This window comes from Thalassotalea loyana (assembly GCF_030161435.1).
GTDB lineage: Bacteria > Pseudomonadota > Gammaproteobacteria > Enterobacterales > Alteromonadaceae > Thalassotalea_G > Thalassotalea_G loyana.
Map to the genome: position 1 here is coordinate 17,679 of NZ_BSSV01000002.1, position 15,607 is coordinate 33,285.

Sequence of the window (15,607 nt, forward strand, 5' to 3'; positions counted from 1 at the left end):
ATTGAATTGGAGCGACACTGCTCACATTAGGCAACTAATTGATCCACATGTAAAAGATGACAGCACAATATAAAACTATCGGCCTGATTGGTAAACCTCATCACGAAGGCGCAGAAAAAACTATTAATAGTTTATATGAGTTTTTAACCGAAGAAGGCTACCAAGTCCTGATTGAAGAGTCGGTAGCAAATACTATTGCGTTGGAAAATATTGTCACAGCATCACTTGTAGATATTGGCGAACGCGCTGATTTAGCGATTGTGGTTGGGGGCGACGGCTATATGCTTGGCGCGGCACGTGTTCTTTCGTGTTATAACATTGGTGTTATTGGTGTTAACCGAGGTAATTTAGGCTTTCTTACTGATTTATCTCCAGACAACCTTATTGAACCACTTAAGAAAATTTTAGCGGGTAAATCATATTCTGAACAACGCTTTTTGATTGAAGCAGAAGTCTATCGACATGGTAAATTAAAAAGCTCTAATTCGGCCATGAACGAAGCCGTATTGCACGCTGGTAAAGTTGCCAATATGATTGAATTTGAAGTCTATATAGATAACAAGTTTATGTTCAGCCAACGATCTGATGGTCTGATTATATCTACACCTACAGGCTCAACCGCCTATTCAATGTCTGCTGGTGGGCCAATATTAACACCAAACCTAAATGCCCTATCGCTCGTGCCAATGTTTCCTCATACCTTAACATCACGTCCAATTGTTGTTGATGGTGACAGTGAATTAAAGCTTATTCTTGCAAACGAAAATTACGAAAACTTACAAGTGAGCTGTGACGGACATGTCATTCTTGCTGTCATGCCGGGCGATGAAGTTCATATTCGTAAAAGTCCAAACACGCTACGTTTAATCCATCCAATAGACCACGATTATCTCAAGGTACTTCGTTCAAAGTTAAGTTGGGGTAATAAGCTTTATTAACAATAGGTTATTATAAACTTGCTCATTTTTTGATAACAAATTAACTAAACACTATTGCCAAAAAACAAATTACTGTATAAATTATCAGTATATTTATTTAACTATTGGTGTTTGTATCTATGTTGACCCAATTAACCATTGCAAATTTTGCTATCGTTAAACAATTAGAATTAGACTGGCGCTCAGGCATGACAACGATTACCGGCGAAACAGGTGCTGGTAAATCGATTGCTATTGATGCCTTAGGTTTGTGTTTGGGTGACAGAGCCACAACTAATGTTGTTCGCCCAAACACCCCAAAAGCAGACTTAAGCGCTACTTTTGATATTAAGGGTAATTTAGCTGCAAATAATTGGTTAACTCAACATGATTTGTTGAGCGATGATGAATGCATTTTACGCCGAGTTATTTCAAGTGAAGGACGCTCCAAGGCATACATTAATGGTTCGCCTGTACCATTAACGCAATTACGTGAAATTGGCAGGTTATTAATCAATATCCATGGGCAACATGATCATCAACTCATCGTTAAAGCATCAGAACAACGAAAATTGCTTGACGATTACGCCAAACACCACAATCTTCTTGATGACACAGCCTATTACGCCAAGAAATGGTCTGCGTTAAATAGCGAACTCAATGAACTGAAAACGAGCCAAGCCCAGCGCGAAGCAGAGCAACAATTGCTTCAATATCAGGTAAAAGAATTAGACGAGTTTGCAATATGTGAAGGCGAATTTGAAACACTTGAAAACGATTACAAGAAGTTTAGTAACTCACAAAACATCTTAGAAGATAGCTTATTTGTGCTTGAGGGGACTAGTGAGAATGATCAGTTCAATGTACTCGATACCCTTAGACACTGCGTAGATAGGCTATCTCAGTATGCCGACATTGATGCTGATATTTCAAACATCTCTAAAACATATCAAGATGCGTTGATTCAGTTAGAAGATGCCTGCCAAGACTTGAGACATTTTCATGATAGGTTAGAGCTCGATCCTGAGCAGTTCCAAATCATTGAAGAACGTTATTCAAATGCGATAAACCTTGCACGTAAACACCAAGTAGCACCGGAAGATTTGCATATCAAACACTGTGAGTTACAACAAGCTTTAGCAAATATTTCAAGTGACGATTCACGCCAAGAGCAAATCTATACAGAATTGGATCAAACAAAAGCTGACTATGAAGAAGCCGCTAAGCTATTACATGAATCAAGGCAGCAAGCAGCAACTGAGCTAAGTGGCTTAATTACGCATAGTATCCAAGAATTAAACATGCCTCACGGAGAGTTTAAAGTAGAGGTGAGCAACAAAGAAAGCGCTTCATTAAACGCGCAAGGTAGTGATGACATTGTGTTCTTGGTAAGTATAAACCCAGGACAGGCACTCGAAGCAATGCACAAAGTAGCATCAGGTGGTGAATTATCTCGTATTAGTTTAGCCATGCAAGTTATTTTGGCCGACAAAGTAACTTCACCTGCACTCATTTTTGACGAAGTAGATGTCGGTATTAGTGGTCCAACAGCGTCAATGGTTGGCGAGAAGTTAAAGCAACTTGCCAATAACACTCAAGTTATATGTGTGACTCACTTGCCGCAGGTCGCCTGTAAAGGACACCAGCAGTACTTTGTTGCTAAGTTAACGGATGGTGAGCATACCGAAACAACAGTAACTGAACTATGTGAACAAGCACGAGTCAAAGAAATTGCCCGTCTACTCGCGGGCGATAAGATATCTGAGCATAGTTTGGCCAACGCAACTGAGCTACTCGCAAGTTAAACCAGCGTTAGCTAGCCTTGTAGTAAAAAAGTTTTGTAACCTGCAGCATGCTTGGGTATGATGCCAAGCTAAATAATAAAGGATAAGACGTATTCATGCTGTTAAGAGTATCAATTATTGCGCTTTCATTATCACTAAGCGCTTGTTCTAATTGGATTTATCGTATTGACATTCCACAGGGTAACTACCTAGAACAAAAAGCAATCGACCAATTGCAAGTGGGCATGACAAAAGAGCAAGTTAAATTTGTATTAGGTAGTCCAGTGATTGTTGATACCTTCAAGCCTGATATATGGCACTATGTATACGAGTTTAACTCAGGAAAAGATAAAGACTTAAACTTCAAGAAGAAGTTTATTTTAACCTTCGAAGATGAAAAACTAAAATCAGCTGAAGGTGACTTTGAAGTTCCAGAGTCATTTTATACACCAATTCAAAATGACGCATAGAATTAGCAAATAAAAAAAACGACGCTCATGCGTCGTTTTTTTATGTCTGTATACAAATAATGATTAATCTTTACTTCCACCACGAAGCGGGTTAACTCTACCACCCGTTACTTTATCTGCTCGACCATCAGCCTTTGCTTTTTCAGCGCGACGTTTCCTCACTTCTTTAGGATCTGCAATCAAAGGTCGGTATATTTCTATTCGGTCGAGATCATTTACTGGCTCTGAAAGCTTCACACTTCTATTCCAGATACCAACTTTATTGACCTTCAAATCAATTTCAGGAAAGATTTGTAAAATCCCTGATTCGTTAATCGCCTGTTCAACATCGATTCCTGGCTCCACCGTGACCGTTAATAGTTCTTGTTTGGTCGGCGTACCATAGACAACTTCAACCTGAATATTTGTCGTTTCCACTTAGCTGTATACCTCTTTTGCTCTTTTTGTAAAAGCATGAACCATATTGTTAGTGATATGATTGAATATCTTACCAAATGCGATATCCATTACTTTACTAGAAAACTCATACTCTAAATCAAGGCTCACTTTACACGCATCTTCCGTAAGCTTTTCTAATCGCCAATAACCTACCAGATTAGTAAATGGTCCATCGACTAATTCGAGTTTTACCACTTCATTTTTAGTCAACGTATTTTGCGTCGTAAACCACTTCTTTATGCCTCCTTTGGAGATCATCAAAGAAGCCGTCATTGAATCATCAGTCTGCTCTAACAACTTACTATCAGCACAGTCTGGTACAAATTGCGGATAAGATAAGACATCATTAATCAAGTTATACATTTGCTCAGCACTAAACATGACTAATGCACTGCGATTTACCTTTGGCATTTAATTCCCCTAACACGATTAAGCCCTTATCATACCAAAGCTACTGATAAAGCTCATTATCTATCTTACTTTGCGCGCCCAAAAGATAAAAACAAACACAGGAAGATTCATCAGTATCCCGTACATTAATGGGATAGTTGCTAATTCAGGCATTTGAAGCACAGTATGAGCCACCATCATTGCCGTACCTGCATTTTGCACACCAACCTCTAGACATATTGTTTTGATATCGGAACGTTGAGTGAGCAGTTGCTTAGCAATCAGCAAAGAACAAGTTAAAGCACTACATACCAATAGCATAACGGCAAGTGTACCTATGCCTACTTTTTGCGTGAATAAGTTGATATTCGCTAAAATCAAACCAATAACCACTAAAAGCATTAAAGCGCTAGAGGCTAGTTTAACGTTGGCAATGCGATTTTCAGTAAGACTAGGCAATAGTTGTTTGATGCACATCCCCAATATTACTGGCACTAAAGTGACCAATATAAGTTGGGCCATCATTAAACCAACAGGTAAATCAAAGCCTTGCTGTTGTTGCTCCCAAAAGCTGACGAAAAATATGAATATAACAGGCAAAGTGAAAGGCACAATTAAGCTTGTTATCGCCGTTAGCGAAATACTTAATGCCACATTACCTTTTGCTAAATAACTAAAAAAGTTTGACGTAGCACCGCCTGGGCATAGAGATAAGAGAAATAGACCTGCCGCCTCTACAAACGAAAGCTGACAAATGTAGATAATGGCTATCGCGAGTACAGGCAAAAATAGTAGTTGAAGTCCCAATCCTAGAATTACCGCTTTTGGATAATGAACGATCCGCTTAAAATCATCCAATGATAGGCTCATTCCCATCGAAAACATCACAAATGCCAAAGACAAGGGCAACAAAGCTTGTGGTATAGATTCGAACATGACTAACTCAATGGCGGAAAACTAGCATTTTAAAGAAAAGCATTGTAATTAGGTACCTGTAAGGTGTTATTTTCTTTATCATAAACAGCAAGTTTTTATCAATTGTAATAAACAAGGTGTAACGAATGTTGAGTATTTGGTGGCAAGCTTCTCGCCCTAAAACACTACTTGCCAGTATTAGCCCAGTTACATTAGGGGCGTTATCAGCGTTACCAATTTACAATCTCAACATTGCTATTTTTATTACCACATTATTTTGCGCACTGTCTTTACAAGTGGCCGTGAATTTTGCCAACGATTACTTTGATGCCAAATCGGGTGTCGATACTGATCGGCGGTTGGGCCCAGTTCGCGCAGTTCAGGCCGGATTGATACCAGAAAGTAAAATGAAAACAGCACTCATACTTATGACGTGTTTAGCCATTGCCTCTGGATTATTCTTAGTTTACCAAGGAGGCTGTTTTTTTTTATTGCTAGGGGTGCTTAGTGTATTGGGAGTTTTTCTCTACAGTGCAGGGCCAGCTCCCATTGCTTCAGCTGGTTTAGGCGAAGTTGTTGTTTTCATATTTTTTGGATTGATCGCATTACTTGGTAGCCACTATTTACAGAGCAACACAATAACGCCATATGCCTGGATTTTCGCGATCAACACTGGCCTATTCGCGAGTGCTGTTATGCTAGCCAACAATATTAGAGACATTCCAACAGATCGAGCGGCCAATAAGCTCACGCTTGCCTGTAGGATTGGTGATCCAAGGTCACGCAATTTATTGATTAGCTTTATAACCTTGCCATTTATTATTCATTGCCTGTTGACGCCAATTAGCATGTTGATGGTGCTGCCAATAATGATTTGTTTAGTTCCTGCAATACTTATTGTTAAAAACACGAAAATATATGATGGCAGACAGCTAAATAAGTTGCTTGGTCAAATAGCCACGCTCAACTTTATATACTGTATTTCGTCGAGTGTTTTTTGGCAGTTACACCTATCACAATAAGTGACTAGTCAAAGCTGTTAAATTATTTACGTTTTATTTCAATTAGACGATTTAATTCAAAAACATTTCACCGTATAATTCGGCCACTATGGCAAAGAAAAAATCAAAAAAATCGAATAGCAACACGATCGCGCTGAATAAAAAAGCTCGCCACAACTATAGCCTGACAGATAAGTTTGAAGCAGGGATGAGTTTACAAGGTTGGGAAATAAAGAGTATTCGCGATGGTAAAGTCAATATCTCAGATTGCTACGTTCACATCAAAGACAGAGAAGCATATTTAGTTGGCGCGGAAATAATGCCACTAAAAATGGCTTCATCTCACGTGGTGTGCGATCCAACACGTGCACGTAAATTATTATTAAACCGCCGCGAACTAGATAGAATAGCTGGCGCTGTTGAGCGTGAAGGATACTCACTTATTGCTACATCCATGTACTGGAAGCAATGCTGGGTTAAGCTTGAGTTTTACCTAGGTAAAGGTAAAAAAGCGCATGATAAACGTGCTGATGTTAAAGATAGAGAATGGGCAGTTGATAAAGGCCGCCTCATGAAAAACAAAAATCTTAATCGAGATTAATATCTGTCTTGATACTGTCGCAGAGCTCCCCCCTCTCTGCGACAACATCTATGCTTCCACGATTACTTATTCTGTAACAACATAAACAAATGAGCTGCACTCCAGCTAAAATTAGTTGCTCCTTGCATTTGACCTGTTTGCGGATTGTAATTTTCCCTGATGGGATCAGCAGTTAATAGACCACTTGCATTAGTCAAAAACTTATTTATTAACACATTGGCATCATCTTCATAGCCGTAATTGTTCATTGCTTCGATAGCAAAGTAAAACTGATCAAGCCAGACCCTGCCACGCCAATAAATATCAGGATCGTATGCAGGGCTCATTTTGGATAACGTAGGAATTGGTACTTTGGTATTGAACTCTTGCTTATTCATAATGTGTGTCACAACCTTTTTTGCACGTTCGGTTGATGCCACATTAGCCCATAACGGTGCCCATCCCTCGGGCCCTTTCCCTCGATGAACTAACAGTTGCCCATGACAAACACCTGTACGTTTTTTTTCGGTTGAGAGTTTCAAATCATAGTAGAACTCGGTCAACTCGTCATAAAAACACTGTTCGATTTTCTTAGCTAACTCATCCGCATCAGCTATGTACGCTTTTGCCTGAGCTTGTTTTCCAATTGCACGGTACATTTTTGCAATAAGTCGTTTTTCAAGCACCAGATAACTATTGAGCTCGACAGATTCTTGTGCAATCGAAAAACCCAAGATATTACCTTCTATGTCGGTATTTTCTATAAACTCGACATGCCAGTCACGTTTTGCTTTGCGTATATCGCCTTGATAATAACGATGACTATATGCTGATAATTGTTCGTTGGATATAAAACCAAAACGAGCCGCATTATCCATACCTGATTCCCAACCTGTGCCATGCTGAACCCCAATATCAATCGCCAAATAATCTATGCTATGGATGACTTCTTTGTAGCTCGAGATGCCAGTACATTGATACCAGTTGTCTTGCAATGATTTGCATTGAGACTTCAATTGACTGGGTAAGCTATGTTCAACCTGAAGATTGAACACCATATTATTGTGGTTATCGTTATGGAAGCGATGAAGTGTTGCGCCATATTCCACAAGACCATTCTTATTATGGTCTCGATTTCGATACCACCATTGGTGGTAGTTAACCAGTTTTGGCAACATTTCCTTGAGATATTGCTGACTGTTGTTCGCTTTAAATACTTTCCATACAGCCCAACTCGCTAGGGGTGGTTTAGTATTGCGCTCGTTCCAATTACCTCCATCGCCACCACGATCACTGTCTTTATTGTAAAAAATAGCATCAATAACCATGCCCGCATCTTGAGGGCGAATGTTATCATCAACCTGAACCTGATAATCAAACATGCTATTAATCACATTTTTAGCTAAGTCGGTATCAATATCTGCCAACGCAGCGGCATGCTTCCAACTATCCCAGGCCCAAAAACCGTTAAACCACCTGGCTGTGACAGAGGGAGAGACACCGTGGCTCTTAATGGCACCAGCAGGGCTTCGCCAGTTACCAATTAAGGTTTCAATAGATTTTACCTGGATTACTGAATAAGGTGTGTGTGCCCTATTCACTGCGTCTAAATAATGCCGCCAACGCTGCTCACTTTGCTTCCAAAATGACTTAGGCTGCTTAAGTATTTTTGATAATGAAGCCTGTGAGGCAATTTTTTCGGTCGCATTATGAAAATAGCTATGAGCGGTGAACAGCTCAACTGTTGCTTTAGGCGCGATTTTTATGGAATGTTCACTGCGGTATTGACTTTGGTTATCTTCAATATGAGTCTTTGAAGGTACATTGCGCTGTATCGTATAACTTGCGCCATCGCTAAATAATAGGTTCCACTTATCTCGAATCTCAGGTAGCACAACAGAAACACCACTATTGTCCTTGCTGAGCCTTGGCTGCCATTTTGTAAACTTATCTGTAATTAATTCAGATTCTTGCCAGTGTTGGTTTAGCGCACCATGCCAAACTAACGTTAATGGCAAAGATGCTGTCGATAAGTTTTGAATATTCGTTTTGACTAAAGCAAATCGCTCACCAACAAATCTTAACCTTAATTCAACAAGTAGATCTTCGCGACGATACTGTTGGACAAGCTCTCCTGGCAATGCATAGATTTCTCGATTAAAACTGCGCCAGTCAATGATTGAATTGTTTTGTGAATTAATAAGCAAGAGCTGCTCAAATTGTTTAGCAATGAAAACACCGTACTCTTGCGCGATAACCATAGGCCCGGTAAAGCCACCCAACAGCTCATCACTCTGAGGGAGTAGAAAGCCATGCCAGCTTCCTGCATCAAAAAACGGGTTGAATTGTTGATTGCCATACTTATCAAAAACACGATATTGCTCAGGCTCGCCATATCGGTCAATGATATTTTTATATGATGAAGCAAAACTGTGGGAAGAAATGAAAATAGTGAGGAATGTAATGAAGCCTACAAACCTCAGGTATTTTGTAGGCTTATCAGAATATCGGCTACAAATCGTTGTCTCTAAGTAGTTGTTTAATATCATCTTTGGCACTTATTATATGCTCTCTTAAATAAGCTTGCGCTTGTTCTGACTGTTTTTCTGCGCAAAGCCTCAACAACTCTTTATGCTCATCTTGGGCGGTGCTTTCACCACCAGCAAGTAACAAGTGCATTCGCACATAACGCAATGAATTTTTAATCAATGCATCAGCAAGCTCAGCCGTATGAGGTCGATTGGCCCTGCAATACAGAATATTGTGGAATCGATAATTTAACTCGCCCTGCGCATTATCTAGGTGGCCCGTTGCCTCCTCCATTTGTTGGATAAGCGCTTCTGCCTCGGCAATATCTTCATCCGTTAAATCGTCGATTGAGTATTTCAATAGCTCACATTCAAGTAGCGCACGTAATTCAAAAATCTCATCAACCTGATCCGCAGATAGTTCAGTAGCTGTAGCTCCCTTGTGCGGCTCGAAATTAACTAAACCTTCTGCCTCCAGTTGCAATAATGCTTCTCGAACCGGTATCCGTGAAACGTTGAGCTCTTCAGCTAAAGCCGCTTGTCTTAGCGACTCACCTGCCGCTATTTCACCTGATAAAATTTTATTCCGTAACACTTCAACAACGAGTTGCGTGCGAGTCTTGTGTACAATTGCCATAAATCTTCTCGATATTGCATTTTGTATACGATTATATGCACTTCGTAAGCTCGTTGCTATAAGCTGTTAGAATTATTCACTAAGTTTTCTATTTTCTGCTCACCCCATTAGGTAGTACGTCCCTGTACTGGGCAAAATGTTATATTACCTTTGATAACAAATGGGCCTCAAAAACCTGTCTTTTGCATGTAAACCAACTGACGTTGTTCTGACATCAGTCGACGAAGGGAATGGACCGCCGTGGTTCATCGTGGCACACACTTCAACTCCTGTTGGCATTTGATTTAGAATCAGTCGCCCAACACTAAATGATAAAGCTTCAACAATCTCAGCTTGCTCATCAATCTCTTGTGATAAGCCATGAATAGAAGCCGTTAATTGCCCTTGAAGTTGCTCAATTAGTGACATCAACTCTGTAACACCGTCGTACTCAACAATAATAGCGCTAGGGCCAAATGTTTCCTCATGCAAAATACGATGCTCCAAGAACGCTTTAACATTTGTCCTGACGATTTGTGCTTGCGGATGAAATGGCGCTGATGGACTATTTTGGCCAACTAAAGACACATCGCGAATATCACGTATTTGCTGTATTGACGCTTGGTAATTAGCCAAGATACCCGGCGTGAGTAACGGTGCACTTGATGCTGTCGATAATGCCTGTGCAGTGGCCGTCAAAAACTTTTCATTATTGGCTGGTAGCAACCAGACCCCAGGACTGGTGCAAAATTGCCCTTGGCCCATCATCAAAGAACCAACTAAAGCTTGGGCTAATGATTCAGCGTCACAAGCCACCTTTTTTGGGAGGATAACTTGTGGGTTGATGCTACCCAATTCACCGTATAATGGAATAACTTCCTGACGTTGATGAATACTCTTTTGAAGAGAAGAAGCCACATTAAACGAACCAGTGAAACCCACCGCCTTAATTTCGGTACACTTTACTAATTGATGACTTGGTTCCGGCCTTGATGTTTGCAATAACGCAAACACGCCAAGTGGCATATCCAGATCCTTTATCGCCTTTAATATCGCGTTAGCCATTAACTCACTGGTTGCAGGGTGTGCAGGATGCCCTTTAACAACAACGGTACAACCAGCCGCTAATGCCGATGCAGTATCCCCACCCAACGTAGAGAATGCATAAGGAAAGTTTGAGGCACCAAAAACGGCAACAGGCCCAACAGGTATATAAGTAAGCTCAGTTTCTGGTTTAGGTAGCGGAGCTCGCTCTGGTTGTTCGTCCTCAATCGTTGAAGTGACTAGGTTTGCACGTAAATCATTGGCGAAAAACCTTAATTGATTGACCGTTCGCATTCTCTCACCTTCAAGACGTTGCTCTGGTAATCCTGTTTCACGCATGGTGGTATGGATTAAGTCATTACCTAATGCCAGTATATTTTCTGCAATAGCATCAAGAAAGTCAGCGCGTTGCTCTGGTGTTGTTTTACGGTAACGTTTGAACGCTTGCTCAGCCGCCGCTGAAGCTGACTCCACTAAGTGCTGACTAACCTCATAAAAAGGTAGATCATCATAACGGTTTTCTTGAGGAACAAAGGCGAAAAAGGTATCAACACCCTCTCCCACTTGCCACGTACCGTTGATTAAACTTTTACCTGTGATATTCATACTTTTACCTAACAATTAAATAACTTGAAAGCCCGCAAAGTACGGGTCGTCCGTATCAACGGTGATACAATTACTGCCAAACACCTTTGCCCAACCTTTTATACTCGGCATGATGGCGGCATACTCGCCAACCATACAGGTACTTTCTATGCGGCCAACAAATTGACTGCCAATAAAGCTTTCATGAACAAAGTCTGCACCTGGTTGGAGTTTGCCTTTCGCAAAAAGTTGAGCCATGCGAGCACTGGTGCCGGTTCCACATGGCGATCGGTCAATCGCTTTATCACCATAAAAGACAGCGTTTGCCGCATCGGATTCACTATTTTTGGGTATACCAGTCCATAATAAATGAGAGGCACCACATACCGTACTGTCTTCAGGGTGAATACAGCTGACTTGTTGATTAACGAGTTCACGAACCATTGGACTAAACCTCAATACATCTTCAGCATTCCAATGCTCTATTCCTGGGAAATTCTCTTGTGGTTCAACAATAATGTAAAAATTCCCACCGTAAGCGACATCAACTGTTAATGTGCCAAGATCAGGAACATCAATGACGATGCCTTCGTGAGCGAGATAAGACGCAATGTTGAATATCTTAACCCACTCAACTTTGCCGTTCGTCATGTGGTATTCAACATCAATAATTCCTGCCGGTACCTCAACTTTAAGCTGGCCCGGTATTTTAGGCTTTATCAATCCAGCCTCTATTCCAGCCGTTATCGTACCTATTGTCCCATGGCCACACATCGGCAGGCAGCCTGAGGTTTCAATAAACAAAATAGCAACATCATTTTCTTTATTAATAGGTGGGTACAAAAAGGCACCAGACATCATATCGTGGCCGCGTGGTTCAAACATTAGTGACTGTCTGATCCAATCATGGTGAGTAAGAAAGTCTGCCCTTTTCTCACTCATGGTCTGTCCATTAAGATCAGGATGCCCACTCGTCACTAGCCGTACAGGGTTACCACATGTATGTGAATCGATACAATAAAAGGTGCCTTTTTGCATATAACTACTCCCCTAGCTTGAATTTACTAAGGTCAATTCGATTTGCCATGGCAGTATCAAATAGCTGTTTTACATACTGCTTCTCTTGTTCAGGTAGCGATAGGCGTGGTGCTCGAGTTAGTTCAGAGCCTCGGCCAGCAAGGAACTCGGCATACTTAATACATTGAACAAGCGTAGGAATCGTGTCGAGTCTCAATAAAGGCAAGAACCATCGCCAAATTTCGAGGGCTTCTTGATAACGGCCTTGTTCCGCTAATTCAAAAATCGCGACTGATTCGCGCGGGAATACATTGGTTAATCCAGAAATCCAACCAGTTGCACCCAGCATTAAACTTTCCAACGCAATATCATCAACACCACCAAAAACCGTGTATCTATCGCCAAAAGCACTGAAGAGTTCAGAAATTCTTCGGGTATCTTCAGTCGCTTCTTTTACCGCAACAATATTTTGCTCTTCTGCTAGTGTTTTCATTCCCTCAATTGAAACATCAACACCATAAGTAATTGGGTTGTTGTATACCATGATGGGTAACGCCGTGTTCCGCGCAACCTGCTGGTAATGATGAATAGCTTCACGCTCCGTCGAACGGTACACCATACCTGGTAAAACCATTAGGCCATCAATGCCCATTTTTTCAGCATCTTGGCTAAACTCGACGGCAAACTGTGTTGTTGTCTCTGCAACACCTGATATTACAGGTACTCGACCAGCCACAACCTCTTTTGCAGCAGCCATGACCTTTCTCTTTTCTTCTGGTCTTAATGAGCAATTCTCACCCACAGTACCATTCACAATAATGCCGTGAACACCTTCATTAATGAGGTTATCTAGCATTTGTTGTGTTGTTTCATAATTAACAGAAAAATCTTCATTAAATTGTGTAGTAACGGCTGGATATACGCCTCTCCAGTTAACTGACATCGGTCAACTCCATAATTAGTTATCAATTGCTTGCCATCATAAGTATATTGTATACAATATTCAATAAATAATTTAACTGAGTGTTAAAAAGATGGATTTCAATTTAAAAAACCTAAATCAATTTCAGCAGTTAACTACGCTAGATATGCACACAGAGGGAGAACCATTGCGCATTGTGACAAGTGGTTACCCTCAAATTATTGGCGATACAATTTTAGAAAAGCGTCGTTTTGTAGAGCGGGAATTGGATCATTTACGCAAAGCATTGATGTTTGAACCACGTGGTCATGCAGATATGTACGGCGCACTCATTACAGAGCCATGCACTGAAGATGGTGACTTTGGTATTTTGTTTATGCACAACGAAGGTTACTCAAGCATGTGTGGTCACGGGATCATAGCCACAGTAACTGCTGCGATTGAATGTAATGACATTCAGGTATATGAAAACGATGTTGCCACGATAAATATCGATTCACCTGCGGGCCGTATTGTTGCCTATGGCCAACTTATCGAGGGGAAACCACAAGTTAGCTTCGATTGTGTTTCCTCTTTTGTCGAAGTCACCGACCAGCAAGTCACTATCGAAGGTTTAGGTAAGGTTGACTACGATATCGCGTTTGGTGGAGCTTATTATGCTTACGTCGATGCCGATAAGCTGGGTTTAAGTTGCGATCCAAATAATGTCGAAAACTTAATTCATTTTGGTAGAGCAATCAAAAAAGCAGTTATCGCTGATTATCAACTTCATCACCCGGAACATGACGACCTTTCCTTTTTATACGGAACGATATTTACGTCAAGTAAAGTAACCAACCCGACGAGTCATTCTCGCCACGTCTGTATATTTGCGGATGGAGAAGTTGATCGTTCACCAACAGGAACTGGCGTTAGTGGCCGAATAGCCCTACTTATGCATAAAGAAAATATCGCGATAAATGAAGCGGTAACGATTGAAAGTATACTCTCTACGTCGATGACGGTTTATGGACATAAACCACACGAATACTTTAACAAACAGGCGGTTATTCCAAACGTTTCAGGCTCAGCATTCGTTACAGGTCAGCACAGGTTTTTCATAGATAAAACGGATCCTGTCAATCCCGGCTTCATTTTAAGGTAGAAATCAGGATGAAAGGAAATCAGCATGTCGGTGTCATCGGTGGTGGAATTATTGGTCTTTGCACTGCGCTCAATCTTCAAAAAGAAGGCTTTAAGGTAAGCATTATCGATCGTAAAGGTATTGCAAAAGAATGCTCAAAAGGTAATGCAGGACATTTTGCAACGGAGCAGGTGTTTCCGTTAGCAGACAAACACCTGCTGCCAAAGATCCCTAAGATGCTGTTGGATCCACTGGGGCCATTTCGTATCAGGCCTAGATATTTTCTAAAGGCATTGCCGTGGTTTTTACGATTTATTTGGCAAATGCGTAAACAACCATACGCGCAAAGTACAAAGCAGTTAACCCTATTAAATGAACACTCGATAAACGCATATCAAACACTTTTACGTGAATTCGATCTGACGCACTTAATACACTTAAAAGGCAGTTTATTAGTCTTTGAGTCAACATGTCAGGATGAAATTGAACAAATAAAATCTCGCTTTGTTGCTCACGGGGTGCCAGCTACGGTGTTAAATAAATCACAGCTAAACGCACTTGAGCCTAATCTATCGGACAACATAACAGCAGCAATACACTTTGAAACAGGTGGGCATACTACGGATCCAGAAGCACTATGTATTGCCCTAGCACAAGTTTTCATCGAACAAGGAGGTCAGCTAATCATTGATGATGTCTCGCGAATTAACACGGGTAATAAGCTGTTGATTAAGACTGAGAGAAGTCACTACGAATTTGACAAACTAGTCATTGCCACTGGCGCTTGGTCAAAAACACTTGCGAACCAACTAGGCTATAACGTTCCCCTCGATACCGAACGGGGTTATCACCTAATGCTGCCACAAACTAACCTATTAAATCGACCTGTTACCTCTGCTGAGCGAAAGTTCATTATGACTCCAATGGCATCAGGCTTGAGACTTGCAGGTACAGTAGAGTTCGCCGGCCTACAGGCGCCCATGAATAATCAACGTGCAGAAATACTGCTGCCACATGCTCGAGCGATATTAAAGGAGCATATTCATCCTCCATCAAAAAGTGCGTGGATGGGCTTTAGGCCATCATTGCCTGATTCATTACCTGTCATTGGTCAAGCACCGAAGCATAGCAATATATTCTTCGCATTTGGTCATCACCATTTAGGCTTAACCCATGGAGCAATTACTGGGGAGCTAATCACTCAACAGATAACACAGCAACCAACCACTATTGATTTATCACCCTTTTGTATTAGCAGATTTAACTAGAGAGAGATT

At 41.0% G+C, this 15,607-nt stretch carries 15 protein-coding genes; 7 read left to right on the forward strand and 8 right to left on the reverse strand.

The genetic code is table 11. The features are described from left to right. Nucleotides 1-56: 56 nt before the first annotated feature. The 3 genes from nadK (at nt 57) to QQK05_RS05185 (ending at nt 3,171) form a co-directional block, all read left to right on the forward strand. Nucleotides 57-938, forward strand: a complete 882-nt coding sequence (nadK, locus tag QQK05_RS05175; RefSeq protein ID WP_284296476.1) for an NAD(+) kinase — start codon at nt 57-59, stop codon at nt 936-938. Between the two features lie 119 nt (nt 939-1,057). Next, on the forward strand, nt 1,058-2,722 hold the full coding sequence (gene recN, locus QQK05_RS05180) for a DNA repair protein RecN (RefSeq protein ID WP_284296477.1): 1,665 nt from the start codon (nt 1,058-1,060) through the stop codon (nt 2,720-2,722). 95 nt (nt 2,723-2,817) lie between these two features. Continuing rightward, nucleotides 2,818-3,171 (forward strand): outer membrane protein assembly factor BamE, encoded by a 354-nt coding sequence (locus tag QQK05_RS05185; RefSeq protein WP_284296478.1) that lies wholly within the window; start codon nt 2,818-2,820, stop codon nt 3,169-3,171. 63 nt (nt 3,172-3,234) lie between these two features. Here the strand turns inward: QQK05_RS05185 and QQK05_RS05190 are convergent, their stop codons facing one another. From QQK05_RS05190 to QQK05_RS05200, 3 genes are read right to left on the reverse strand one after another with little or no spacing between them, the layout of a single operon-like run. Further along, entirely contained in the window at nt 3,235-3,588 is a 354-nt protein-coding gene (locus QQK05_RS05190) for an RnfH family protein (RefSeq protein ID WP_284296479.1), read from the reverse strand. After that, nucleotides 3,589-4,020, reverse strand: coding sequence for a type II toxin-antitoxin system RatA family toxin (locus tag QQK05_RS05195; RefSeq protein WP_284296480.1), 432 nt, complete (start codon nt 4,018-4,020; stop codon nt 3,589-3,591). Between the two features lie 60 nt (nt 4,021-4,080). Beyond that, entirely contained in the window at nt 4,081-4,935 is an 855-nt protein-coding gene (locus QQK05_RS05200; RefSeq protein WP_284296481.1) for a bile acid:sodium symporter family protein, read from the reverse strand. 125 nt (nt 4,936-5,060) lie between these two features. Between QQK05_RS05200 and menA the strand changes: the two genes are divergently transcribed. Together menA and smpB are read left to right on the forward strand one after the other, a co-directional pair. After that, nucleotides 5,061-5,936 carry a 1,4-dihydroxy-2-naphthoate octaprenyltransferase gene (menA, locus tag QQK05_RS05205; RefSeq protein WP_284296482.1) on the forward strand — a complete coding sequence of 292 codons (876 nt, stop codon included), beginning with the start codon at nt 5,061-5,063 and terminating at the stop codon, nt 5,934-5,936. A gap of 88 nt (nt 5,937-6,024) precedes the next feature. After that, nucleotides 6,025-6,516: an SsrA-binding protein SmpB gene (gene smpB, locus QQK05_RS05210; RefSeq protein WP_284296483.1), complete on the forward strand. Its 492-nt coding sequence runs from the start codon at nt 6,025-6,027 to the stop codon at nt 6,514-6,516. 62 nt (nt 6,517-6,578) lie between these two features. Here smpB and ygjK read toward each other — a convergent pair whose 3' ends face one another. From ygjK to QQK05_RS05235, 5 genes are all read right to left on the reverse strand, one after another. Further along, a complete protein-coding gene (gene ygjK, locus QQK05_RS05215; protein ID WP_284296484.1) occupies nt 6,579-9,044 on the reverse strand; it encodes an alpha-glucosidase in 2,466 nt (821 codons plus the stop codon). After that, nucleotides 9,007-9,660, reverse strand: a complete 654-nt coding sequence (locus QQK05_RS05220; RefSeq protein ID WP_284296485.1) for a GntR family transcriptional regulator — start codon at nt 9,658-9,660, stop codon at nt 9,007-9,009. The genes ygjK and QQK05_RS05220 overlap by 38 nt, the downstream gene beginning before the upstream one ends. A gap of 144 nt (nt 9,661-9,804) precedes the next feature. Continuing rightward, nucleotides 9,805-11,289 carry an aldehyde dehydrogenase (NADP(+)) gene (locus QQK05_RS05225; RefSeq protein ID WP_284296486.1) on the reverse strand — a complete coding sequence of 495 codons (1,485 nt, stop codon included), beginning with the start codon at nt 11,287-11,289 and terminating at the stop codon, nt 9,805-9,807. Nucleotides 11,290-11,304: 15 nt separating this feature from the next. Then, on the reverse strand, nt 11,305-12,306 hold the full coding sequence (locus tag QQK05_RS05230; RefSeq protein ID WP_284296487.1) for a 4-hydroxyproline epimerase: 1,002 nt from the start codon (nt 12,304-12,306) through the stop codon (nt 11,305-11,307). Nucleotides 12,307-12,310: 4 nt separating this feature from the next. Then, the gene (locus QQK05_RS05235; protein WP_284296488.1) at nt 12,311-13,228 is read right to left on the reverse strand and encodes a dihydrodipicolinate synthase family protein; all 918 of its coding nucleotides are present in this window, start codon (nt 13,226-13,228) and stop codon (nt 12,311-12,313) included. 91 nt (nt 13,229-13,319) lie between these two features. Between QQK05_RS05235 and QQK05_RS05240 the strand changes: the two genes are divergently transcribed. Together QQK05_RS05240 and QQK05_RS05245 are read left to right on the forward strand one after the other, a co-directional pair. Then, a complete protein-coding gene (locus QQK05_RS05240; protein WP_284296489.1) occupies nt 13,320-14,351 on the forward strand; it encodes a proline racemase family protein in 1,032 nt (343 codons plus the stop codon). Nucleotides 14,352-14,359: 8 nt separating this feature from the next. Next, nucleotides 14,360-15,598 (forward strand): NAD(P)/FAD-dependent oxidoreductase, encoded by a 1,239-nt coding sequence (locus QQK05_RS05245; protein ID WP_284296490.1) that lies wholly within the window; start codon nt 14,360-14,362, stop codon nt 15,596-15,598. The last annotated feature ends 9 nt before the right edge of the window (nt 15,599-15,607 follow it).